The sequence below is a fragment of the Hahella sp. HN01 genome (assembly GCF_018986435.1).
GTDB lineage: Bacteria > Pseudomonadota > Gammaproteobacteria > Pseudomonadales > Oleiphilaceae > Hahella.
This window is the reverse complement of the sequence record NZ_JAHMIN010000019.1, coordinates 90,823-114,419: the sequence shown is the minus strand read 5'-3', so window position 1 is coordinate 114,419 and position 23,597 is coordinate 90,823. Positions and strand designations below refer to the sequence as shown.

Annotated in this window: 18 protein-coding genes; 8 read left to right on the top strand and 10 right to left on the bottom strand. The window is 53.6% G+C overall.

Annotation, left to right across the window (positions count from 1 at the left end; all coding sequences use genetic code 11):
- Positions 1-20 precede the first annotated feature (20 nt).
- Positions 21-1,403, top strand: a complete 1,383-nt coding sequence (locus tag KP814_RS18705) for an MATE family efflux transporter (RefSeq protein WP_216738182.1) — start codon at positions 21-23, stop codon at positions 1,401-1,403.
- A 236-nt stretch (positions 1,404-1,639) separates the two neighbouring features.
- Positions 1,640-3,859, top strand: coding sequence for an NADP-dependent isocitrate dehydrogenase (locus KP814_RS18700; protein ID WP_216738181.1), 2,220 nt, complete (start codon positions 1,640-1,642; stop codon positions 3,857-3,859).
- 117 nt (positions 3,860-3,976) lie between these two features.
- Here the strand turns inward: KP814_RS18700 and KP814_RS18695 are convergent, their stop codons facing one another.
- From KP814_RS18695 to slyA, 3 genes are read right to left on the bottom strand one after another with little or no spacing between them, the layout of a single operon-like run.
- Positions 3,977-5,011, bottom strand: a complete 1,035-nt coding sequence (locus tag KP814_RS18695) for a DUF2955 domain-containing protein (RefSeq protein WP_216738180.1) — start codon at positions 5,009-5,011, stop codon at positions 3,977-3,979.
- A 12-nt stretch (positions 5,012-5,023) separates the two neighbouring features.
- A complete protein-coding gene (locus KP814_RS18690) occupies positions 5,024-6,082 on the bottom strand; it encodes an HlyD family secretion protein (protein ID WP_216738179.1) in 1,059 nt (352 codons plus the stop codon).
- A gap of 25 nt (positions 6,083-6,107) precedes the next feature.
- Entirely contained in the window at positions 6,108-6,563 is a 456-nt protein-coding gene (slyA, locus tag KP814_RS18685; protein WP_216738178.1) for a transcriptional regulator SlyA, read from the bottom strand.
- A 200-nt stretch (positions 6,564-6,763) separates the two neighbouring features.
- Here slyA and KP814_RS18680 point away from each other — a divergent pair, with 200 nt between their 5' ends.
- From KP814_RS18680 to KP814_RS18655, 6 genes are all read left to right on the top strand, one after another.
- The gene (locus KP814_RS18680; RefSeq protein WP_216738177.1) at positions 6,764-7,096 is read left to right on the top strand and encodes a hypothetical protein; all 333 of its coding nucleotides are present in this window, start codon (positions 6,764-6,766) and stop codon (positions 7,094-7,096) included.
- A 256-nt stretch (positions 7,097-7,352) separates the two neighbouring features.
- The gene (locus KP814_RS18675; RefSeq protein ID WP_216738176.1) at positions 7,353-7,898 is read left to right on the top strand and encodes a putative adhesin; all 546 of its coding nucleotides are present in this window, start codon (positions 7,353-7,355) and stop codon (positions 7,896-7,898) included.
- 289 nt (positions 7,899-8,187) lie between these two features.
- Complete coding sequence (locus KP814_RS18670; protein WP_216738175.1) at positions 8,188-9,015, top strand: phytanoyl-CoA dioxygenase family protein; 828 nt, start codon at positions 8,188-8,190, stop codon at positions 9,013-9,015.
- A gap of 233 nt (positions 9,016-9,248) precedes the next feature.
- A complete protein-coding gene (locus tag KP814_RS18665) occupies positions 9,249-14,501 on the top strand; it encodes a DUF4011 domain-containing protein (RefSeq protein WP_216738174.1) in 5,253 nt (1,750 codons plus the stop codon).
- 141 nt (positions 14,502-14,642) lie between these two features.
- On the top strand, positions 14,643-15,107 hold the full coding sequence (locus tag KP814_RS18660; RefSeq protein WP_216738173.1) for a hypothetical protein: 465 nt from the start codon (positions 14,643-14,645) through the stop codon (positions 15,105-15,107).
- Positions 15,108-15,341: 234 nt separating this feature from the next.
- Entirely contained in the window at positions 15,342-15,803 is a 462-nt protein-coding gene (locus tag KP814_RS18655) for a hypothetical protein (protein WP_216738172.1), read from the top strand.
- Between the two features lie 218 nt (positions 15,804-16,021).
- Here the strand turns inward: KP814_RS18655 and KP814_RS18650 are convergent, their stop codons facing one another.
- The 7 genes from KP814_RS18650 to KP814_RS18620 form a co-directional block, all read right to left on the bottom strand.
- Positions 16,022-17,791 carry a hemopexin repeat-containing protein gene (locus KP814_RS18650; RefSeq protein ID WP_216738171.1) on the bottom strand — a complete coding sequence of 590 codons (1,770 nt, stop codon included), beginning with the start codon at positions 17,789-17,791 and terminating at the stop codon, positions 16,022-16,024.
- A gap of 511 nt (positions 17,792-18,302) precedes the next feature.
- The gene (locus KP814_RS18645; protein ID WP_216738170.1) at positions 18,303-19,055 is read right to left on the bottom strand and encodes an anti-sigma factor domain-containing protein; all 753 of its coding nucleotides are present in this window, start codon (positions 19,053-19,055) and stop codon (positions 18,303-18,305) included.
- Complete coding sequence (locus KP814_RS18640; RefSeq protein ID WP_253938471.1) at positions 19,040-19,606, bottom strand: sigma-70 family RNA polymerase sigma factor; 567 nt, start codon at positions 19,604-19,606, stop codon at positions 19,040-19,042. The genes KP814_RS18645 and KP814_RS18640 overlap by 16 nt, the downstream gene beginning before the upstream one ends.
- A gap of 307 nt (positions 19,607-19,913) precedes the next feature.
- Positions 19,914-20,417 (bottom strand): hypothetical protein, encoded by a 504-nt coding sequence (locus KP814_RS18635; protein ID WP_216738168.1) that lies wholly within the window; start codon positions 20,415-20,417, stop codon positions 19,914-19,916.
- A gap of 243 nt (positions 20,418-20,660) precedes the next feature.
- Complete coding sequence (locus KP814_RS18630) at positions 20,661-21,626, bottom strand: hypothetical protein (RefSeq protein WP_216738167.1); 966 nt, start codon at positions 21,624-21,626, stop codon at positions 20,661-20,663.
- Positions 21,627-21,670: 44 nt separating this feature from the next.
- The gene (locus KP814_RS18625; protein WP_216738166.1) at positions 21,671-22,561 is read right to left on the bottom strand and encodes a calcium-binding protein; all 891 of its coding nucleotides are present in this window, start codon (positions 22,559-22,561) and stop codon (positions 21,671-21,673) included.
- Between the two features lie 271 nt (positions 22,562-22,832).
- Positions 22,833-23,381 carry a hypothetical protein gene (locus KP814_RS18620; RefSeq protein ID WP_216738165.1) on the bottom strand — a complete coding sequence of 183 codons (549 nt, stop codon included), beginning with the start codon at positions 23,379-23,381 and terminating at the stop codon, positions 22,833-22,835.
- Positions 23,382-23,597: the final 216 nt, after the last annotated feature.

Genomic DNA, 23,597 nt, shown 5'->3' with positions numbered 1-23,597 from the left:
TTGGAAACAGGACGTTATTTATGACAATGGCCGTCGTCAAAGCGGAAGTTGAGTACTGCTTTAAAGAACTTATCGCTTCTCTCACCATCGCCTACCCAATATTGATTTCTCTCAGTCTCAGCATGATAGCGGGGCTGACGGATATGATCGTTTTAGGGCGGTTCTCAACGGTTTCACTTTCCGCCGCTGTGGTCGGCAACAGCGTCTTTATTATCTTTGCGACGGCGATCAACGGTTTAATCAGGGGAATGGTCCCGCTGTATTTTCAGTCTGAAGATGCTGCGGGTAAGCATCGGGTGATTCGCAGTGGCGCGCAACTGGCGTTGTTTTCCGGGGTAGTGGGATGTCTGCTGCTGCAGTTGCACGGGGTGGCGTTGACGTTTTTAAATCTGCCTGCGGACATTGCCTTCGCCGCCAGTCGCTATCTGGATGTACTGGCCTTGGGCCTGGTTCCCCTTTCACTCAGCATGCTGGTGACCAATTTGTTTGTGGTGACCAAGAACACCAAACCTCTATTAAAAATAAGCGCTTTATCTTTTGCGATGAACGCCCTGAGCACAGTGGCGCTGGTGTATGGCTGGCTGGGATTTACGCCGATGGGGGAGCAGGGAGCGGCGATAGGAACGGTTATCGGGTATGTCTTTGCACTGGCGTTTGGCTATCGCTTGTGCGGCGCTGGATTGTTTAACTTTCAGGCGGGAAAAGACCCGTTGCGGGTGGAGAGGAAAATGCTGAGGCGCATCATCCGAATCGGCGCGCCGATTTCCGCCTCGGTGATAGCCAAGTTTGCAGCCATGTCGGTTCTCGCGATGATCGCGGCCTATTCTGGAGCAGATTCCGCCGCGGCCTTCGGCATTCTCAACAGTATCGCTTCTATAGCGTTCATTTTCGCCATCGCCTACGGGCAAGCGCAAATGTCCCGCGTAGGGGCAGTCATAGACGTGCAAGCGGAACCGCGGCGCTGGTTTATTGCTTTTCTGTTTAATGGCGTCGTTGTGATGTCGTCTTTAATCGCCGTTGTTTATTTAATTAGCGATAAATTGGTCTATTTTTATACACCTGATAGGCGTGTCGCGGAACTGGCGCTTGAGATCGTTCCTCTTATGCTGCTGGCCTGTTTGTTCGACGGGGTGCAAGCATCCGCCGGGATTGTTCTGACGGCATTCAAAGACACATTTTTCTCATTCGTATCACTACTTATATCTTATTTCGTGCTTTGCATTCCCATGGTATTAGTATGGGGTAACGTTCAGGGTGAGGGGATCGTTTTCGATCTGTTTTTCTCCATGACGGTAGGCTTGTTTGTTTTATGCATTTTGCAGGTTGCGCGTTTACATTACGTCGCAACCTATGGGCGGAATACTCTTATAGCTAACCGGCCTAAACAAAGTCGCGCCGCATAGCCTACTCTTATCGATCAAACCCTCCCTGTAGAAGCAGAGTTTTTTGACAATTGGCGGCGTTGTGAACAGCGGTAAGTTGTTCTCGCCTTTAATAGAACTTATATAAAATAAGTGCGGTTTTCGGGTATAATGCGGCGCCAAAAATTTACACTACCTTTTGTGTATAAAAAAGCGACGGTCAAAAGCTGTTCGTTTTGCCACACTGGGTGACCTTTCCACAAACTTAGGGGGACTTAATGCCTAGTAATTCTAAAATCGTCTATACACTTACTGACGAAGCGCCTCTACTAGCAACCTATTCTTTTTTGCCGATCATCAAGAAATTCGCCGCAGCTGCGGGCGTAGACGTAGAAACCAGCGATATTTCCCTGGCGGCGCGAGTTCTCGCTAATTTCCCTGAATGTCTCTCTGAAGATCAGAAAGTGCCTGACGCATTGGCGGAACTGGGCGAGTTGGTAAAACAAGCCGACGCCAACGTCATCAAGCTGCCTAACATCAGCGCCTCTATCCCACAGTTGAAAGCGACCATCAAAGAGCTTCAGGAGCAGGGTTTCAACATACCCAGCTACCCAGAAGAGGCGACAACTGAAGAAGAGAAGAAAATCGAGCAGACCTACGCCAAGGTGCTGGGCAGCGCGGTAAACCCGGTTCTGCGTGAAGGCAACTCCGATCGTCGCGCGCCTGCGGCGGTTAAGCAATACGCCCGTAAGTACCCCCACAAAATGGGCAAATGGAGCCAGGCTTCCCGTACTCACGTTGCGCACATGCGTGAAGGCGATTTCCACGCGACAGAAAAGTCTGTGATCATCGATCGTCCCATGGTCGCCAGAATCGAGTTCGTCGGCAAAGACGGCGCGGTGCAATTGAAGCGCGAACTGAAGCTGCAGAAAGACGAAGTGCTGGACAGCATGCGTCTGAGCGTCAGAGAACTGTGTCAGTTCCTGGAGCAGGAAATCGAAGGCGCGCGTCGCGTCGGCATCCTGCTGTCTCTGCACGTTAAAGCGACCATGATGAAGGTGTCTCACCCCATCGTATTCGGTCACGCAGTGAAGGTGTTCTTCAAAGACGTGTTCAAGAAGCACGCGGAAACCTTCAAAGAGCTTGGCGTTGAACCCAACAACGGTATGGGCAACGTGTACGAGAAAATTCAACAGTTGCCGATGTCCAGACGCGAAGAAATTGAGAAGGATATCCTCAACTGCTTCGAGCACCGTCCAGAACTGGCGATGGTGAACTCCGACAAGGGCATCTCCAACCTGCACGTGCCTTCTGACGTTATCGTTGACGCTTCCATGCCTGCGATGATTCGTGAAGGCGGCAAAATGTGGGGCGCGGACGGCAAACTGAAAGACACCAAAGCAGTTATCCCGGACTCCAACTACGCCACCATCTACCAGGAAGTCATCAACTTCTGTAAGCACCACGATGCGTTCGATCCCACCACCATGGGCACCGTGCCTAACGTGGGTTTGATGGCGCAGAAAGCGGAAGAGTATGGCTCCCACGACAAGACCTACGAACTGGACGCAGACGGCGTGATGCGCATCGTCGACGACCAGGGCAATGTGTTGATGGAGCACGAAGTAGAGAAAGGCGACATCTGGCGCGCATGTCAAACCAAAGACCTGCCTATCCGCGACTGGGTGAAACTGGCGGTTACCCGCGCCCGTCTGTCTGGCATGCCGGCTATTTTCTGGCTGGACGAAGACCGTCCTCACGATATGAACCTGAAAAACAAAGTTGTCGAGTATCTGAAAGAGCACGACACTGAAGGTCTGGACATCCATATCATGGGCTACGACGTCGCTATGCGCACCACGCTTGAGCGTCTGCGTCGCGGCAAAGACACCATCTCCGTAACCGGTAACGTTCTGCGCGACTACCTGACTGACTTGTTCCCCATCCTGGAACTGGGCACCAGCGCGAAAATGCTGTCTGTCGTTCCATTGATGGCGGGCGGCGGCCTGTTCGAGACCGGCGCTGGCGGTTCTGCGCCTAAGCACGTACAGCAGTTCGCGGAAGAGAACCACCTGCGTTGGGACTCTCTGGGTGAATTCCTGGCGTTGGCGGTTTCTTTCGAAGACATCGCGGTCAAGACCGGCAACAAGAAAGCCGAGATCCTGGCCAAGACCCTGGACAAAGCGACAGAGAAACTGCTGATGAACGGCAAGTCGCCTTCCCGTAAGGTGGGTGAGCTGGACAACCGCGGCAGCCACTACTATCTCGCGATGTACTGGGCCGAAGCTGTTGCTGCGCAGACTGACGACGCTGAACTGGCGGCGCAATTCGCTCCTCTGGCCAAAGAGCTGGCGGCGAGTGAAGACAAAATCGTCAGCGAACTGCTGGCCAACGAAGGCACTGCAGTGGAAATGGGTGGCTACTACCACGCAGATCCAAAACTGGTCAGCAGAGCCATGCGTCCAAGCGACACACTGAACGCGCTGATCGACGGCTAAGCGACTTTCGGAGCTACGTTGCTTATGTAAGTCGTAAGTGACGTCCGCCGAACAGGCTTAAGAAAAAGGGAGCAATCGTTGCTCCCTTTTTTCGTTATGGCTAAATAGAAAATCACCTCAATGACTAAACCGCGTCGCCGCAAACTGGTTCAATATGCGATGCACCAGATAAGTGGCGAGTAAGGTCACTACGATGGCGAAGAAAATACTGCTGATTCGGTAGAGCCCGCTGAAAACCAGGTCGTTGGTGGGGGATAGATACTGGCCGAACAGGATGCCCAGTGTGGTCAGCCCGCCGAATCCCGCCCCGGAGCCGCTGGATTCTTTGACATGCAGATAGCTGAAGAACAATGCGCCAATCCACAGTAGCGGGATCACCAGCAGCAATACGCCAGTCCAATCATACAGAATCACCTGACACAGCAAGCCAAAGGCGACGCCCAGCAGAGTCCCCATGGCGCGTTTGCGGGCGTAGCCCAGCGCGCCGTTCCAGTGCATGGGAAACAACAGCAGTAAGGTGGTTGCTTGAGCGGACATGGAGTCATTCAGATCAAATATCTGAAACACCAGAAACGACAGGGTCGCCAGCGTCGCGCCCATCAGCGCTTCATGGCGCATGCGATGAGATCCCTTTGGCTCAGCCGGTTGTGGAGGAGGCATGCGAGGGGTGGCGTCCGGTATTAAAAAGGTGGCAAGGTAGGCGATCAATACGGACAGCAGTCCCGCCAGAATGTTGCTGACCACCAGATCATTCAGGTCCACCCCAGGATAGCTGGCGAAGTGCAGCATGATGCTTAAACTGAGCACGCTGTTGGCGCCGAACAGAAACAATGGGCCTTTGGACATGCAGGCGAATTTATACAGAAACAGCCCGAAAGCGATCAGGGTCATGATTCCGGGATGCGCGCCGAACAGGCCTCCCAGCAGAGCGACTTCCAGGCCGCAGATCGCCGATGACGCCACCAGTTGGCGCGCCAGGTGCGCGTTCATCACCGGCGCCAGACCAAGCAGCAATACCGGCGTGACGGTGAAGAAGACGCCATAGTTCCAGCCAAACAACTTACTGATAGTGAACCCCAACACCGCGCCGGTGGCGATGCGCAGGCTCTGACGCAAGTCATTCTCTGAGAGTGGATGATCCCATAATCGCATAACGACGCCTGCTTAGTAGATGTAGTGCAACAAGCTGAGGAAACGAATCTGCGCCTTGGCGAAGGTGGAGAAAATCGCCCCATCCGGCAGCAGTTGAACCGTAGCGCGTGCGCCAGATGGCAGTTGTTGCGCATCAGCGGCGTCCAGTTGCAGATGCAAACGCATACGCTGCGCATCGCGCACCCAGCGGTTGGATTGCGTGGGCGTCGCCAGACGACCGTCCGCATCGAACTGGCCAGCGCTGACGCCCGCGTCGAGACTGCTGACGCGGGCCTGGAATACCTGTCCGGGTTTGCCGTCGAAAGCGACCAGCGCTTCATTGTTCAAGTCAAAGTTACGCAGACTTTTTTCGCGAAAGTCAGCGATGACGTCCAGGTTGTCGGATACCAGCGCCACCAACGGCGCCCCCGCGACAGCGTAGGCGCCCGCCTCAAGTTGCAGGTTGGTGATAACGCCATCTTCCTCTGCCTTTATCCGGGTGTAGGAGAGATTCAATTGCGCCTGCTTTAACTGAGTTTCTGCGGTGCGAATGGTCAGGTTGGCGTCGCTAAGCTCGCCCCGGCTGACTTCCAGTTCTTTCAGGTGCGCTTTCACCGACGTCAACTTCGCCTGGGCGGTGGTTGCGTCGCTTTCCGCCTTGTCTAGCTGCTGCTGAGATACGACATTGCGTTGGAACAAGGTTTTCAAGCGCAGGGCTTCGCGGTTTTTCTGACTCAACGTCGCCGATGCTGCTTCCACATCCGCTTTGGCGGCGGCGATGGAGGCATCCAGTTGCGCGTTGTTTTGTTTAACCCGCTCCAGATTCAGCTGCGCCTGCTCGACGGCGATCTTGAAAGGTTCTGGGTCGATGTCGAAGAGAATATCGCCTTTGCGCACCGGCTGATTATTCTCTACATAAACCGCTGTGATGGGACCGCTGATGCGCGGCGCCACCTTGGTGACGATACGCGTCGCCATGGCCTGCGGCGTCAGCGGCATGGCGATGTCGGCGATAAGAAAGTAGGCGAAAACAAGAACGAAAGCGATGCAGGAGTACTTTATCCACTGCGCGAATTTTTGATCGGGGGTCATAAACTCTTACTTCTTTCAAAAGGGACTACGGGTTCTGAAACTCAAGGGCATTCAAGGCGATTTGCTCCAACATGACGCCGAGCTTTTTCTGATCGTTTTCACTGATTTGATTCAGCAAGCGCCGGCGCACTTTGAGTATGTGGGCTTCCATTTGCGCGATCAGTGACTTGCCTGCATCCGTCAGGCTTACGATGCGCGCCCGTTTGTCGTGAGTACAACAATGTCGCTGGATAAGAGATTGATCCTCCAGCTGCTTTAACGTGCGCATCAGCGACGCCAACTCAATTTCCAGCGCCTCCGCCAACTGCTTCTGGCTGATGTTGTCGCCCAGACGCTGCAGCTTTAATAACGCGGTCCAGCGCGGGTAGGTCAGACCCAGCGGGGCGAGCTCCCGGTCGGCAGTCATCTTCCAAAGGCGCGAAACGCGGCCAAGCTGCTCCGCTAGGGAAAGGTCTTTGAAGGTATTGGTGGGAGGGTTCATGGCGTGGCGCTCAAATTAGTTAGCATGCTAAACAATATAATATGCTTAGCAAGCTAAGTAAATGTGAGCGGTGGAGAAATCTGGTAAGGAGAAGTACGCAGACAGCGGATTTAGGTAAAAGTTACCGTTTTCGTATAGTCAGTCTCGGTCTAACGTACTGATTTCATTTCCTCAAAATCGCTAATCCTTGCGGGGGCGTCATGGCTGCAGACTTATTTCCGTTTTCTATTCAGGTGAAGCTTGATCATACCGCGATCTATAGCATTCCACAGAAACTGGACATCGTCGTTCGGGTAAATAGCGATACTCAGGAAAGAGACAACCTGAGTCAGTCAACCACGGAGGAATATCATCCCTTTGGCGTCACGACGGTATATAGTCTCGGGGGGGGTTTGGATGAAAGCTATCGTCCGGTCCGTTATAGCGGCAGGGGAGTCGATGAGATAGGGTTGAGTCATATGGATATCGGTACTACCAACCTTGGGCTGGAAAGTGGCTTATTTCTGACTATCAAGAGTCTACTGATCAAATGAACCTGTTCCAGGCCGTTAACAATCCGGCCAATAAATAGGTCAGCCAAAAAATAGACCCACCCTGATTCTTTTACTTTTCGATAAACGACAGGGCCAGTTCCTATCTGGCCCTGCTCGCCGCTGCCGGGAGATTAAATTTACTCCCAACTAAAACGTAACGATTTGTAATGTTGGTGACGGGGAGCGCTTTAGAAAGCTCGCTACCTGTATTGATAATTCTTATCAACACATCAACAGCAAGAAAAAGGAAAACAATATGGAAGTCTATTTGATTGGACATGGCGGCTGGCTGGAAGAAGATGGTTATTTCGACATGCCGAGAAATGTGGTGCTCCATTTTTACTGTCCTCACACCAAAAAGTTCGACAGCAGTTGGGAGAATGCGGTCAGAGCCGGGCAGGCTGTCGCGCATCAGGACTTCAGTCATGAAAGAGGTCCCCAGCGTTGCCGCAACTATCGTCTGGCGCACCCTGGCGGCATTAAATCCAAAGTCGGCTACGACTCTCTGCATCCCCTGATTCCCCCACATTATATCGGCGCTAACTTGCGTGATCAGTTGAACTGCGCCGTTAAAGATCGCGTCACCCACTGGTACGTACACCTTAAAGATATCCTGAATTCCATCAGGCCCAACGGCGCTGTCTGTCATGTGCATTGGCTCGCCTGCCGCGACGATCTGAAAGGCATCGCATCGGACTTTGAAAGAGAGGCCAAAGGCAGGTATGGCGGCATATACGGCGGTGAGCCGAAAAAAGCCGTCGGCAAGCTGGACATGAGTAAATTCCAGCTGAAATTCGGATAAGAAATCGACCGCCGGCCAGACCGCTTTCCGGGGAGCATTCTTCGCTCCCTGATTGTGAGTGGTTAGCCGGCGTTTTTCAATTTGATACGCCTTGGTTCGCCTTCCTCTGCAGTCCGTCACCTCCTCTCAACCGCTTTTAGTTTCTTGCATAACCAGCTGATAAATTTAAAGTTGTCGCGGATTTGACGCATCCGTTACACTGGTTTGAATTTATCTCCCTCTATTCCCGCACTGCGTTTAATGGCCAAAGGTTTGGTCTGCGCCGGGATATCAGACAAGGACCTACGAGATGCTGTCAGAACAACAAAAAGCCCAGTATGCAAAGGATGGTTATTTACTGTTGCCGGATTTGGTGACGCAGCCGGAGCGTGAGGCGTTAATCGCACGCGCCTACGAGATCATCGAAGAAGATAATCTGGCGCAAGCCGCCCGTTTCTCCACCATTGATCGCGCCCAGATCAATAACGCATATTTTCTCGGTTCCGCGGAAACGATTCGCTGCTTTTTCGAAGAGGAAGCCTTCAGTCCTGAAGGTGAGTTGTTGCAGCCGCGGGCGCAGTCCATCAACAAAATCGGCCATGCGCTACATGACCTGGACCCGGTCTTCAGACGCTTCGCGCAGCGCCCCGAGTTCGGCGATTTGGCCCGTGATCTGGGACTGTCGCACCCTGCGCTATATCAGACTATGGTGATCTTCAAGCAGCCGCGAATTGGCGGTGAAGTCACCTGGCATCAGGACGCCACGTTCTTCTATACCGAACCCAGCAGCGTCATCACTTACTGGTTCGCCCTGGAAGACGCCACCTTGCAAAACGGCTGCCTCTGGCTGGAGCCCGGCGGTCATCAAGGCCCCCTGCGCGAACGCTATTTGTGCGAACAGGACGACCTGCGCATGCAGCCATTGAGCGACCAGCCCTGGCCAACTGACAGTGGAACGCCCATGCCCGTCAAAGCCGGCAGTCTGTTGGTCTTCCATGGTCATCTACCGCACTACAGCGCCTCCAACCGTTCCGACAAATCCCGCATCGCTCTGACATTTCATGTGGTCGACGGGGCTTGTCAGTATGCGCCGGAGAATTGGCTGCAACGGGGGAGGTTGGGGAGTTTTTCAATATGAGGATGTGAGCGTTCGCCTGATTAATAATCATAAGAGGTTGCTCTCGAGCCCTGTTTACGGCGCCGCCATGACACAGGGCAGGCAAGCCGGTAATAAAGTTCTGCGTGAAGAACTCAAATCCCTATACTGTATTCAACAATCCCTGGTCTGAGAAAATGTTACTCATTTATACCGCCGCCAGGGGCTGATCGCCGCCGTTTTATAGATGTATTGTCGATATGAGGGACAAACCCATGTCTGGTCAGGACGCGTCACCGCTCAAGATCCACGCAACCTTAGTCGAAAAGATCAATTTTGCTTGCCATCAGAGCGCTTACGCCCTGTTGCGCGAGTTGAAAATTGAGAATTCGGGCGCGGATGATCTCCTCCATCTGGTGGTCACACTGGACGCTACGCCGGCGTTTCTTAAAAAGAAAACATGGACGATAGACAGTCTTGCGGCGGACGGACAAGTTGTGATCAAGGATCGTGACCTAGAGCTGGATGGCGGTTTCCTGTTTGGTTTGACCGAATCCATGCGCGGGAGCGTGACGATTCGCGTCAATTGCGGAGATGAGCTGCTTGCCGAGCAGGCGGTTGACGTTGAGTTGCTGGCCTGCAATGAATGGGGCGGCGCAGGCTTTATGCCGGAGCTTTTAGCCGCTTTTTGTACGCCTAATGACCCCGCTGTAGATCGTTTGTTGGGACAGGCCGGCAAAGTGCTGAGGGAGGCGGGCAAACCGGACGCCATTGACGGCTATCACTCTAAAAGCCGGGAGCGGGTATGGCTGATCGCCTCCGCGATTTACTCCGCCATTGTCAAATTACAAATAGGGTATGCGCTGCCTCCCGCCAGCTTTGAGCGCAACGGTCAAAAAATTCGGTTGCCGAATCAGATAGAAACCAACAAGGTGGCCACCTGTCTGGACACAACAATGCTGTTCGCTGCGGCGTTGGAGCAGGCCGGGCTTAATCCCATCGTGGTGTTAACAAAAGGGCATGCGTTGGTGGGGCTGTGGCTGCAGCCTGAAGATCTCTCAAGCGTTCTGGTGTATGAAGCAGAGGTTTTTCGCCAGCGTATCCCTTTGAAAGAGCTTATTTTAATTGAAACCACGCTGGTGACGTCGCATCCCGCCGCGCCTTTCTCCAAAGCGGTGCAGGCCGGGAGCCAGGCGGTGTCGTTGGAAAAAGACAGCGAGTTCGTCGCGGCCATTGATATTCGCCGGGCGCGGGCGCATCGCATAAATCCAGTCAGTCTGCAGACGCCGCGATCCCTGTTCGATGAGTCAGGCAGTGAGGACGAGAGCATAGAGCCGGGGTTAGAAGAGGCGCCGTCGTTGCCCTCCTATTCCGTTCCCGATGAGGAAGATCTTTCCGATAGCAGCCCAAGCGGTCGTCTAGAACGCTGGCAGCGCAAGTTACTGGATTTATCCGCGCGTAACCCGCTGCTTAATCACAGGCCCGGTAAAACCAGTCTGGCTTTTGTCTGCAGCGATCCCGGCGCATTGGAAGACGTCTTGGCCACAGGAGCGCGAATTTCTATCGCGCCGTTCCCCAAGTTTCATGTTCAGGAACAAGATCAGGATATCTATCGGCAACGCACCGGGGACGATTTGAAGGAAGAATATGCCCGGGACGCGTTGTCGAAAAAACAGCTGCTGGTTGAAATTCCACAAGAGGAACTGGATAAGCGCGCGGTTGAAATATATCGCAAAGCGCAGACTTCCCTTAAAGAAGGCGGTTCTAACACCCTGTTTCTGGCGATTGGTTTTCTACTCTGGAAACAGAAGGACAAAGACGACCGTCGCTACCGCGCGCCGTTGATTCTGTTGCCCGTTTCTCTGGAGCGAAAATCCGTTCGCAGTGGCGTCAAGATGACCGCCAGCGAAGACGATCCCAGATTTAATACGACCTTGCTGGAAATGCTGAAGAAAGACTTCGGTATTGAAATTAGCGGCCTGCATGGGCCGTTGCCGCAGGATCATAGCGGCATTGACGTGGAAGGCGTCTGGAACAAAATCAGGCAGGCGATCAAGGACGTGCCGGGATTCGAAGTAGTGGAGGAGGTCGTCCTTGGCCATTTTTCTTTCGCCAAGTACTTGATGTGGAAAGATCTGGTGGATCGCTCCGAGTCCCTGAAACAAAGCGCGGTGGTGAAGCATCTTCTGGAAACGCCAAGAGAGCCTTACGAGAGTGATATCCGCTTTGTTGACCCTGGAGATATTGATAAAGAGTACACGCCGGCGGATTTGCTGACGCCTTTGCCGGCGGACTCGTCTCAGATGTCCGCTATCGCCACGGCGGATCGGGGCAAAAATTTTGTCATCATCGGGCCGCCGGGAACAGGGAAAAGTCAGACCATCGGCAACCTTATCGCCCACATGATGGGCAAAGGCAAGAAAGTGCTGTTTGTGTCAGAAAAAACCGCGGCGCTGGAAGTGGTTCACCGGCGACTGAAAGACATCGGCCTGGGCCATTTCTGCCTGGAGCTGCATTCCAATAAGGCGAAAAAAGCTGACGTCCTGAATCAGCTGCGCACCTCCTGGGAGAGTTTTTCGCAATCGAAGGTCAATGAGTGGCAAACGGAGGCGGAGCGACTGAAAGCGCTGCGTGATCGACTAAACCAAGTCGTCAACGCCCTCCACAAACGTCGCCGAAATGGCTTGACGGCTCACTATGCCATCGGAGTCAAAGTCCGCGATAGCGAGCTTGCAGCGAAGGCGAAGCTAAGCTGGCCTAACGCGGATTATCATGATGGCTCGCAGTTGCAAAAGCTGCGGGAAGCCGCGGAATTGCTGGGCATTCAGGCAAAAGCCGTGGGCGAAATGGTTGATCACCCATTGCAAGTTATCGCTCATTTCGATTGGCGTCCCCAATGGCAGGAAGAGGTGGTCAACGCCGCCAGACAATTACAGGCCGGCGCCAGACAAGCGGCGAAAGACCTGACTGTATTTGAGGGCGCTCTGGGAGTTAGCTTTGGCGGCGCCGACTTGTCTAAGCTCGACGCGGTAGCTGAACTGGGGCAGGTATTGCTGGACTCCTACAGGACACAGGCGTCGTTCGCCCTGGAGCCGGACGGCCCTGACCGTCTGGAGGCGCTGGAAGAGGCGGTTGGACAGCTAAAAGTCTATATCGACGCGCAATCCAGGTTGAGTTGTAAGTATGAGGCTCTGGCGTGGAAGAAGCTTGATGCTGACAGTCTCGACGTCCAGTGGCGGGACGCTAATCAGACATGGTGGCCCAAAAGCTTTTTCGCCAAACGAAAAGTACTCAAACAGATGCGTCAGCATGGCGCGCTGGGTGATCCAGACCCCAGCAACGATATCCCGGTTCTGAAGCAGTTGCGAACCACAGGCGACCACATTGACCGTCTGGATGGAATGCTGAAGGGGTTGCGCGACTGGAACGTATACGACTCAGATCCCGATGTGATCGCGTCTCTCAAACTGTTGGGGTCTCGCGCTCGCATCGCGGTGAGCAAGCTCGCCGACGACGCGGAGGGGTTGATCTTCCTGCGATCAAAAATCAGGGGACTGCTGTACGACGCCAACGACCTTCTGGCCCCGGAGGCGACCGTTGGAAGAGGCATTGCGGATTTGCTGGCGTCACTGGAGCGACTCAAGGCGATCAGCCAGCCATTTGAGGGCTTGATTGGCAATACGCTGAATGGGTATCTACCGAGCAATACGCCGGCGTTAGAGGCGATGGACGCGCTTTGTCAGGGAATAATTGAACATCATCACTCCATGAAAGACTGGTGCGGCTGGGTGCGCAGACGCTCCGATGCCCTGGATCATAAGATGGGGCCGTTGGTGGAAGCGGTTGAAAAAGGCGATGTAAACCCCGAGGACGTCATGGATATTTTCGAAGCCGCCTATTGCGCCTGGTGGTCTTCAGCGGTGATTGGCGAGGATGAAATCCTCAGAACGTTCTCGTCGCCGGAACATGAGTCGGCCATACTCCATTTCAGAGATCTGGACTCCCAATTCAGTGAACTCACGGCGCAGTATATTGCGGCGAAACTGGCGGGGGATATTCCAGACCCGGACGACATCAAACGCAGTTCATCCTGGGGCGTTTTACGTCACGAGCTGCAGAAGAAAACACGACATAAGCCGGTTCGGGAGATGATGGAGGAAATTCCCGATGTAGTGACCTCTCTGGCGCCCTGTCTGATGATGTCGCCGCTATCCATCGCTCAGTTTCTGTCGGCGGAGCAAGCGCTGTTTGATGTGGTGATTTTTGACGAGGCCTCGCAGATTACGGTTTGGGATGCGGTAGGCTCTCTGGCGCGGGGCAAGCAAGTCATTGTCGCGGGCGACCCGAAACAGATGCCGCCCACTAACTTTTTCGCCCGCTCCGACGATGATCCTGATGGGGATATCGACGCTGAGGGCGATCTTGAAAGTATTCTTGATGAACTGATCGGCGCCAGTATCCCTCAACGGGTGCTGAACCTGCATTATCGCTCGCGTCGGGAGAGCTTGATCGCCTTCTCCAACAGTCGCTACTACGACAGCTCCCTGATCACCTTTCCGGCGCCGGTGCATCCGGACAAAGGCGTTTCACTGGTTCGCCCGGAAGGCTTCTACGCCCGAGGCAAAGCCCGCCACAATCAAGGTGAAGCGAAGGCGATCGTGGCGGAGATTGTACGCAGAGTCACTTCTTCCGATGCGAAAGTGCGCGCTCAATCCATTGGCGTGGTCACGTTCAACACGGAACAGCAGACACTGATTGAGGACCTGCTGGATAAGGCCCGTTCCGATGATCCGTCCATTGAATGGGCGTTTTCCGAGGAGTCGACCCTGGAGCCCGTATTCGTGAAGAACCTGGAGACGGTTCAGGGGGATGAGAGGGACGTCATACTGTTCAGCATTACTTATGGCCCGGATGAAAGCGATCACGTGACGATGAACTTCGGGCCGCTGAACCGCAATGGCGGGGAGCGACGTTTGAACGTGGCCATGACCCGGGCGCGCTCTGAAATGATCGTCTTTTCGACAATGACGCCGGAGCGTATCGATCTTTCCCGAACGCAGGCCAGGGCGGTGGCCGATCTCAAGCATTTTCTTGAGTACGCAGAGCGGGGCGCTTCCGCATTGGGCGCTGCGATTCACGGTTCAATTGGCGATTTCGAATCGCCCTTTGAAATTGCGGTAGCAAGAGCCTTGCAGGAAAAAGGCTGGATCATTCATCCCCAGATTGGCGTCTCCGCCTACCGCATAGATTTAGGCATCGTGCATCCTGATGCGCCAGGCCTGTATCTGGCGGGCGTCGAATGCGACGGAGCGATGTACCATAGCTCCGCCTACGCCCGCGAGAGAGACAAAATCCGCCAGGCGGTGCTTGAAGGGCTAGGGTGGACGCTGTTCAGAGTCTGGTCAACAGACTGGTGGACAAACAAGGCCAAGGCGCTAGAAGACCTTCACGCCATGCTACAGCGCCACCTCGAAAAAGTGCGTGAGGGAGAGGCACAGAAGGAAGCTGGCGCAGAGGTGGTCAGCTAGCGGGTGGTTGATGCATTGCGGGAGAGAGTCCCCGCAGTGATCTTCCAATGGAACCATGGGGCTGGTGGATGTATCTTCTGGAATAAGAATAGGTAAAACACGGATGCGGGTTATACAAATGTTAGGCATCAAGGATCGTAAGTGGAAATAATCAAGAATATTGAGCCGGGTGAATTTGGTATAGAAGGCGAAGTCTACTTTCGCTGCTTCGATAAATATATTGCGCTATCCGTAGAAGGCGAAAATATCGAATTTGCGCAAATGTGTGCGGAATACCTAAATGAGCTAACCGATGAAGTCATAAGTTCTTTATGTGAGGCCTCTATCAGGTATTGCAATGGCTTTCTTGAGGCAATTGGTGAGCCGATAAAGACCTTTGAAAAACCTACAGAAGTTCTTAGCTTGATTTATCCGAGCGTATTGTTGGTTCCAAGTCCAGGAAATGAGCGCGAGCCAGTAATTCACATGGAGCTAAATTGTGAGTGGGAGCCAGAGCATGGTATGGAATGGGTTGTTCGAGGTAATAAGGTGCTCTACGTCGGCGCCTTCAATGGTGAAGATCCTTGGTCCGATTTTTGTCAAAAGGAAGCCTGGAACTATGCCTAACTAAGGCAAGCTCAATCACCCAGTGCAAAAAACACATCGGGAGCGAGGTGCCTGCTTATAAATTTGCTGACCTTCTCGGTATTGAACATTACCAATGGCTGGCGGGGCATGATATACCTCGGCATGGCGAAGAAATTGTAAGAAGTAATCCTGGAGCTGAGTTGGTTGGCTAGTTCGCCTCTAACACTCAGCAGTAAGTGACCGCTGTGCTCGGCGTTATACACCTTGAGAGTTATGAGCAATTACATAAGAATTGAACGAATCCCGTATGAAGAGCCTTACCATGTGCAGCTTGTTTGGAACGTATCCAATGGTAGTGTTTCAACGTGCTTCGAATATTATGACAAAGCGGATTCATTAAAAGAAATTGCTGGCGGGTTAGAAAATTTTCCCCGGCACAGCAGTGACGTTTTCTTATATGAAATTGGCTCTGAGAAGCCCGAAGATAATTTTGCGTACTATTTCAGGCTTAGAGCTTTTACTACTGATTCACGTAGTAGCTCGGCGCTTCAAATTCGATTTAGCAACAACAGAGATTTACCATACCGAGAAATAGTCGAATTTTGTATCGAAGCAGAACCAGCAGCTATAAATAGGCTCGGCAAGCTCTTTCGAGAATTTTCAAATCTAAATCAAGAATACATGGCTTGGTCAGATACTGAATCATTTATAGGCAGAAAATACGAATATATATAGCAATGCCAAGGGCAATTGCCCGTGCGAAAAGCGCATGGGCTGAACCTTGCTGACGCTCCGTCTGTATTGACCTAAACAAGGCCGCTCTGCAACAAATGCAGCGCCAGGGTGGATAGTTTCTGAATAGATGGCTTCTGAACGGATAGCTTCTGGATAGATAATCATCGGGGGCGGCAGGTACTGCTCTTCCTGCATGCCCCCGACGAAATAACGCTTAATTACGGATTCAACAACCCAGGCCAGGTGGAGCTATTCACCGGCTTGGGATAGCCGTCGTCCACTTTGTCCTGGCTGATGTTGTAGCGCAGGTAGCGTTGGCCGGTCAGGAAGATGTAGCCGCGGCTGTCGCTCCATTTTACGGCGGCGGTGATTTCCTTGGCGTAGCTGCCCAGTCCCGGCCAGGTGTTGTCGTTGATCGGTTTAGGGTAGCCGCTGTCCACGGCGTCGCTGTTGATGTCGTAACGAATGTAATCGCCGTTGCTCAGGAAGAAGTACACTTTCTGGTTGTGCCAGCGCAGGGCGGCTTCTATCTGGTCTTTGTAGGGCTCCAGGCCGGGCCAGGTGGCGTTGTTGATGGGCTTAGGGTAACCGCTTCTTACCTTGTCGCCGATGTTGTCGTAATTGATGTATTGACCGTTTTTGAGGAAGTAGTAGCTGGTTCCGGCGTCTTTCTGAAAGCTGGCGGTGATCAAATCCCGATATGCTTCCATGCCCGGCCAGGTCTGGTTATTAATGGCTTTGGGGTAGCCGCCGTCTGACTTGTCCAGCACCTTGTCATAACGCACATACTGTTGATCATTACGGAAGAAATAGGCCTTGAAGGCGTCTTTGCTCAATGCGGCGTCGATCTGGAAATTATTCAGGCGCAGCGCCAATGGCGTACTGTTGATCTCCACCACATAGTCCGTGACGCCGGCGGCGGTCATATCTGGATCAGACCAGCCGCGATCCATTGAATAAACCTGATCCACTAACTCGCCGTTACGGTAGATATTCGCCGGTTTCTGCTCATCGGTATACCAGGTGAAACGCTGGGTGGTGGAGCCGTCCTCCATCAGTTTGCGCACCCCCAGATCGCCGATCAACGGCAAGCCGTCCAGGCGCCAGGAAGCGTCAATGGTCACACCAATATGACGTAACACGGTGGGAGCGATAGAGGCTTGCGACGGATAGCCGTAGAGCGAATTGAACTGCGTGTTGGGAATGTCCGTCACCTGTTGCGAGAACTCCGCGTTCATCGGCTGATTGGACCCGATAAAGATGGTTTTTTCCGGCTCAGTCTGATTGCCATGGCCGCAACCCACAATCGGCGTGCGACCGTGATCCGTGGTCACTAACACCAGCCAGTTATCGGCGTTCTGATTTTGCAGGCTGGCCACTTTATCCAGAAGCTGTCCCAGGCGGCGGTCAGAGTCCTGAACGGCTTTATCGTAGGCGCTGCCGAAGCAACTGGCGTGTCCTGCATGATCGGGATCGTCCAGGTGGAGGAACACAAAGTCAGCAGGCGTCTGGGAGAGGGTTTGCAGCGCGCGATTGACCACTTCTTCATCATTGACGCCGCTGACCACCTCATCAATATTGGCGACCTCATTGGCGAAGAAATTGGTGTTGATGGGCGCCCAGTTGGCGATGCTGGCCACATAAGCGTCAGGCTTGGCGTCCTTGACCCGTTTGAATAAGCCAGGAAACTCAGGATTGGCCAGGCCCGCGTCATTGGAATTGACCCCGTGCTTGGACAGCCACACTCCGGTCAATATGGTCGCCCAACCCGGCCCGCTGATCGTCGGTTGCTCCGACGCGGCGCCCTGAATACCGCCAGTGTAGGCCTTGGTGATGTTGAGCCGGTCAAAGTTGGGCGTGTTCAAGCGTTGAACCTGCTCCAGTTGCAGACCGTCAATCCCGATCAAGAGAACTTTATTATCCGCCACAGCCAAAGACGTCATCGCCAACAGGCCAACGCCCGCCGCGCAACTCTTCCAGTTAAGCATAATCTCTCCTAGTTTTTGGGTTTATCTGGTATATACCAGCCAAAAAAGAATAGCTGCGATTGGTGACAGTGGGGTTAACCTAATATGTACTTTATTCGGTTTTAGGAACTGGGTTCGATTCTGGGCGCTGAGTTCATTTATTGACTCAGGCGACAGACGATAGGGGCGTGCCTGTATAAGCGCCCGGCAAATGTCTAGAATTCCCCTTTCTTGAATGGTTTCCACCAAGGAATAAAACATAATGCCGAAAGCGTTAGAACCGTTGTACTGCAGTGATGCGTGCAAGAACAAAATGCGGGTGAGGTCGTTCAGCGCTTGTCCTGTTTGCAAGCAGATATGGGATGCGCAGCAGCCGGAAGGTAGCCTTCATTATCGAAATAATGCGTGGAAGATGTGTGAGGCCTGTTCCCTGGCTAATCACTGTTGTGTGGTCTGTGGCGCTAAAGTTGATCGTTGAGTTCTCTTGTTTAAAAAGTGCTAAGTAAGAGCCGACCAAAAACGGCGGGAGCAGTTAGCTTCGCCAACCCGCCACTTTCACGCATAACCCTTTGGCCAGCAGTTGTGCGCTGGGGGCGCCAGTCGCTGAGCCGCCGGGTTTTTCTATGGAAACGAGCAAATGCTCCGCGCTTTGAATTAACTCCCATTCTTGCTGTGACAGACTTCTTTGCGTTTGCCCCTTCAGTTCAATGGCTCCCAAACTACTGACGGTATTGTCATCCCTTGAAACGGCCCACAGTTGTAGCGTCGCATTCTGGGCGATGACGGGCTTTTCCACGATGTTCAGGGACAACTGGCGAGCCGCTTTGTCGACGGTCACCACCATAACAGCCTGCTCATCTGTATTCTCCATCACCGCGACATAGTTAACGCTGGGCGCAAGCGTCGCCAGTTCGGGACTGATCTGTTCGGAACCGGACAGAGCAGGGTAGAGCGCGATGCACAGCGCCAAAGACAGAGCGGCGGCGGAGAGGTATTTGTAGAAGCTCAGTTTGCGTAATAGCTTCTCCATCAACTGACTGGGCGCATCGTTGATACTGGCGGATATGGCTTTCCAGGTCGCCGTTTTGGGCGCTAAAGGCGCCGTCTTCTCATGCAGCGGCTGAAACTTTTCTTCCCACTGACGCACCCGTTTGGCGACGGTCTCGTCTTGGCGCATGATGGCTTCGAAGCGTTTGCGCGCTTTGCCTCGCAGTGCGCCGATGACGTAGTTTGACGCCAGACGGTCCAGAAGCTCTGGATTTTTGTATCTTAATGGCCGAGGCATTGCGCTAACCTCCCAAGACCCCGCTTCAGCCAGACTTTGACGGTGTTAACGGGTTTTTCAATATGCACGGCGATGTCTTCGCGGCTGTAGCCGTAGTAATAAGCCATGAGGATGGCGTTGCGGTTCAACACATCCAGCGATCTCAGGCAGCGGTGGATGCGGCATTTTTCGTTTGAGTTCAGCACGTCGCGCAGGGGAGAGTCGACGAGGTTCTGCTCAAGCAGTTGCTCGATCTCATCATGGCGCTCCCGGCGCGTCTGCTCCCGGTTTTCCGCTTTCAGCTTATCCAGGGCGCGATAGCGCAACAGCGACGTCATCCAGGTCATGGGTTCGCTAAGGCTGCGGCGATATTCGTCCGCCTTATGCCAGATCTGCAAAAAAGCTTCCTGCAGAACATCATTTGCTAAATCCGTGTCTCGTAAAATTATCATGGCTACTCCATTGAGCTTCGGCGCGACGCGTTTATAAAGCTGCTCCAGCGCCTTTTGATCTTTAAGCGCAATACGCGCCAACAGATTTTCCAGTTCGTCCGGGTCGAAAGTGTTTTCCATGGCACTAAAAAACTCGCCCCGACCCATGCGGAATGCGGGGCGTCCTTATTGTTGAGTCACTTGGACGACGTGATCAGGTGAGTCTGAATGCAGCGCAAGTTGAAGTGCGCTCAGATAAAAACGTCGCCATCTCCATTAGAAAAACGAGCGGCCCTCATCCATCTACGACACCCAGAGAGAAAAAGTTACAGCGGCGGAAAACTTTTTCGTCCGTATATTTCTGGGAGCGGTTATTTATTCTGCGACTCTCTGCGGGCGTTCATGTCACGCCGGCGCAGAGAGGAGAAGAGGGCGCTTAAAAAGGCGGTTACGGTTGAGCGACGTACCACACATTGCCGACGCCGTGGCCAGTGGCGTCACCCTGTTGACGGTCGCCCACCCACAGGTACAACGGTTGATTCTTGTAAGCCCATTGATAAGTCCCGTCGTTGCGAGCGATCACGGTAAACTCGCCCCAGGTTATGGCGTTCTGTTGCGCCAGGAACCGAGGCCAGCTGTCTGCGCAGGCGTCATAACAAACGGAGGCGCCGTTGCTGTCTTTCGTGAAGGTATACAGCGTCATGCCCTGGGCGTTCGCGAACACTTGGCCGACAGAGGTGGAGACTTTGGTGACGACGCGATTGGCGCTGTCGTTAGCAGCCGTTTTGACATAGTCGCCCTGGTTGCTGGCGCTTGTGTAGGCGGCGCTGCTATAGGTTTTCTTTGCATAGTCGTCATCGCAATAACGATCCGCTTTTCCTTCAGCGTGCGCGGCGGAAATGAAACCAGTGAAAGCAACCATCAAGGCGGTCAGTGCGGCGAAGTTCTTCATGAGAATGTCCTTTTAATCTGTAAGTTGAACGGCGTTGTTGTGATCTCATTGATTAAGACGACGCCGACGCGGTGTTTGGATGCAAAATATTTTTTATTTCTTTAATTATTTTTTGGGGGGGGATGAAGAGAGCGTGTTTGACGATGCATCGCCATAGACGCTCAGAATTAAGCTAAGGCGTAGAACGGATTCGCCCCGCCTTCCAAAGAAAGCAGGGCGGCTCCTGAATTACAGCCTGAAAGATTATTGAATCATCTGCGCGATGTGCTCAGGCAACTCAGACAGCAGAGCGAGTCTGGGGGGCGTGGTCGTCAGGTCCAAAACCTCGATATTGTCGGTGGCTGCGCCATCGATGGTCACTTTGGGGGCGCACACCAGATACTCGACATTCTTCGCGCTGATCGCGATGCGCAGTCCATCGTCGTCGGTGCGTACGCCGGCTTCAAAGTCTTCTGCGACGCCGCGTAAGGTGAATCGCACAATGTGGTCGAGATTCAACAGTTCCAGCTCCGCAGTATGTTCGCCTTTATCGACGACAGTGCAGAATCCCGGTGAGGTGGATACTTTGACCACGGGTTGATTGTTCTGGTCCAGAAAGATGCCGTCGAAATCCTGACTGCCTTCGCGTCCGGGCGGGCTCACGTTGAAGAACGGAGCGCCTTCTGTTGCGCCGTTGTTGTCCCGCTGCTCGCCAATGACGCCCAATACCAGGACATCCACGCCATCGCCGCCATCGAAGAAGTCGCTGCCGTCCCCTGGCGTCCAGATGAAGAGGTCGTCGCCGCCATTGCCGAAGGCTCTGTCGCGGTTGTCGGCGCCTTTGTTGTCGCCGTCGACGCTGGAATTGAAGTCTTCTGTACCGCCGATAAGAATGTCGTCACCCGAGGCGCCGAGCATGACGTCCACGCCCAATCCGCCTATCAGAATCGAGTCAACGCCGTCTTCCGCCTGCAGGACGTCCCCTGCGCGCTGGCTCTGGTTAGAGGAGCCTCCCGGTCCGCCGGGATTGAACGACAACAGTGCGGAACTCTTGGTGTTCAGGTCCGTTCCCTGGATGACTGTGAAGTTCTTCTGATTGATATCGCCGCCGTTCTGGCCGTCGTTGTTGTCAGGCCCTTTGCCGCCGTCGCCAGAGCTGGAACAGCCGGCCGCTGTCATCATGATAGACAAAATGATCGCGCTGCTCAGCGCATGCTTTGAGTGGTTCATACTGTATTCCTTGGTCGATTCTCGGTTCAGTGGAAGTAACGCGTTTAACGTAAGCTGGTAGGAGCTGTGGCGGCCGTGGGCGGCAAGTCGTCCAGCGTGACTCTGACGGGAGGAGACTGGGAGATGTCATAGACTTCTATTTCGTCGCCGGACCGCGAAGGGCACACAACAAACTCTGTATTTTTCAAATGAACCGAGATTCTCAAGCCTGTATCCAACGTATCTGGATCGATATTGGGATCGGCTGCGATGGCCTCGTCGAAATTATTGGCGGGGCCTGTCAGGATAAACTGAACCAGATGATCGAGGTTCAGTTCGCTCATGCCCTCAGTGGACTTATCCAGAATTCGGCAAAAGCCGGGAGTTTGTTCAATCCTCAGTTCTGGAAGGCCTACGCTGGGATTGATAAAAATGCCGTCGAAATCCTGGCTTCCTGGCGTGCCGGGAGGACTAACGTTAAAGAAAGGGGCCAGGTCCGTATTGCCTTCATTATCTTGGGACTCGCCAATCAGGCCGATAACCAGAATGTCCTGGCCTTCGCCGCCGTCGAAGAAGTCATTACCGTCGCCCGGCGTCCAGACGAAAATGTCATTGCCCTTGCCGCCGAAGGCGCGGTCGCGGTTAAAGCTGTTGAAGTCCTCGGTGCCGCCGATGATGATGTCATCGCCGTCATTGCCGAAGAGCACATCAATACCCAGACCGCCGATCAGAATGTCGTTACCGTCCGTGCCGTAAATCTGATCGCCAAATTGAAGGCTTTGGTCGCCGCCGCCATTGGAGCCGCGGTTGGCGGAATAGAGTTGGTTGATGGCGGCGTTTGCGCCTTCGATGGAATTGAGGTCGTTGCCAATGACGATGTCCGCCCGCGCATTCAGCGCTCCTCCCAGTAGGGAGAGGGAAACGGCGGTCGCCAAACATGTTTTCGACAGGTTCATACATTTACCCTTTAGTGTTGTTTAAATCGTGCTGTTTAAATCAAGATCATTGATTGATGTCGGGTGTTGACGGCCGTCATCACCTTTACGACACCGAAGGAAAAAAGTTACAGCTGGGAAAGTGTTTTCTTGGACGCGCGGTTCCGATTAGGTTCGTTTAAGCGTCCGTCGGTTAAGTTGGGTCTAAGCGCTGGCGGCTACTTCAACGCCAGCGCTAGCGAGGAGAGAAGGGCGCAGCTTGCGTCCAGTCTCTGTTGTTTGCGTTCTATCTTTATGGCTTAGCGGCGAACCACACATCGCCAACGCCATGGCCAGTTGCGTCGCCTTGCTTGCGATCGCCCACCCACAGATACAGCGGCTGGTTTTTGTACGCCCACTGATACGTGCCGTCTTTGCGAGCGACTACGCTGAACTCGCCCCATGTTTTCGCGTCCTGTTTCGCCAAAAATGGAGGCCAGCTATCCGCGCAGCCGTCGTAACAGGCTGACACGCCGCTGCTGTCTTTAGTGAAGGTGTACAGCGTCATGCCCTGAGCATTCGCGAATACTTCGCCAACCGATGTAGAAACTTTGGTGACCACGGTGGTGGGCGCGCTGGCGACGGTGGACGTTTTGACAAAGCCGCCGGTATTCCCGTATCCATCGCCATAACCATTAGAAGCGCCGTAGTTATAGGAACCCGCGCTGGCGGAGGCTTTAACGTTGTAACCAGGTTTGTCGTTGTCGCAGTAATCACCCCGATCCGCTTGCCCTTCAGCATTGGCGATAGAAGTGAAACCAGCGGCGATCAGAAGAGCGGTCAGTGCGGCGAACTTTTTCATGGGTCTGTCCTTTTAAAATTGTGTGTATGTGGTCGGGCCTGAAGACCCTGTATTTCGATCTCGTAGGTAAAGACGACGCCGCTTTGGGATTTGGATGCAAAAAAGTTAAAAAAAATTTCAGATGCCGTTTTTTTTACGTCTTTCCGGCCCTTGTTTAGCTTCAATCTCGGGTTAGATACAAAGACGTCGCCGGGTAGAGAAATAGATCTGTCGGCC

Bases quoted from the DNA above. Each gene is read 5' to 3' on its own strand.
- KP814_RS18645 (WP_216738170.1), bottom strand. From the start codon at position 19,055: ATGCCTCGGCCATTAAGATACAAAAATCCAGAGCTTCTGGACCGTCTG.
- KP814_RS18620 (WP_216738165.1), bottom strand. From the start codon at position 23,381: ATGAAAAAGTTCGCCGCACTGACCGCTCTTCTGATCGCCGCTGGTTTC.
- KP814_RS18705 (WP_216738182.1), top strand. From the start codon at position 21: ATGACAATGGCCGTCGTCAAAGCGGAAGTTGAGTACTGCTTTAAAGAA.
- KP814_RS18670 (WP_216738175.1), top strand. From the start codon at position 8,188: ATGCTGTCAGAACAACAAAAAGCCCAGTATGCAAAGGATGGTTATTTA.
- KP814_RS18635 (WP_216738168.1), bottom strand. From the start codon at position 20,417: ATGAAGAACTTCGCCGCACTGACCGCCTTGATGGTTGCTTTCACTGGT.
- KP814_RS18625 (WP_216738166.1), bottom strand. From the start codon at position 22,561: ATGAACCTGTCGAAAACATGTTTGGCGACCGCCGTTTCCCTCTCCCTA.
- KP814_RS18700 (WP_216738181.1), top strand. From the start codon at position 1,640: ATGCCTAGTAATTCTAAAATCGTCTATACACTTACTGACGAAGCGCCT.
- KP814_RS18695 (WP_216738180.1), bottom strand. From the start codon at position 5,011: ATGCGATTATGGGATCATCCACTCTCAGAGAATGACTTGCGTCAGAGC.
- KP814_RS18630 (WP_216738167.1), bottom strand. From the start codon at position 21,626: ATGAACCACTCAAAGCATGCGCTGAGCAGCGCGATCATTTTGTCTATC.
- KP814_RS18690 (WP_216738179.1), bottom strand. From the start codon at position 6,082: ATGACCCCCGATCAAAAATTCGCGCAGTGGATAAAGTACTCCTGCATC.
- KP814_RS18665 (WP_216738174.1), top strand. From the start codon at position 9,249: ATGTCTGGTCAGGACGCGTCACCGCTCAAGATCCACGCAACCTTAGTC.
- KP814_RS18655 (WP_216738172.1), top strand. From the start codon at position 15,342: ATGAGCAATTACATAAGAATTGAACGAATCCCGTATGAAGAGCCTTAC.
- KP814_RS18640 (WP_253938471.1), bottom strand. From the start codon at position 19,606: ATGGAAAACACTTTCGACCCGGACGAACTGGAAAATCTGTTGGCGCGT.
- KP814_RS18650 (WP_216738171.1), bottom strand. From the start codon at position 17,791: ATGCTTAACTGGAAGAGTTGCGCGGCGGGCGTTGGCCTGTTGGCGATG.
- slyA (WP_216738178.1), bottom strand. From the start codon at position 6,563: ATGAACCCTCCCACCAATACCTTCAAAGACCTTTCCCTAGCGGAGCAG.
- KP814_RS18680 (WP_216738177.1), top strand. From the start codon at position 6,764: ATGGCTGCAGACTTATTTCCGTTTTCTATTCAGGTGAAGCTTGATCAT.
- KP814_RS18675 (WP_216738176.1), top strand. From the start codon at position 7,353: ATGGAAGTCTATTTGATTGGACATGGCGGCTGGCTGGAAGAAGATGGT.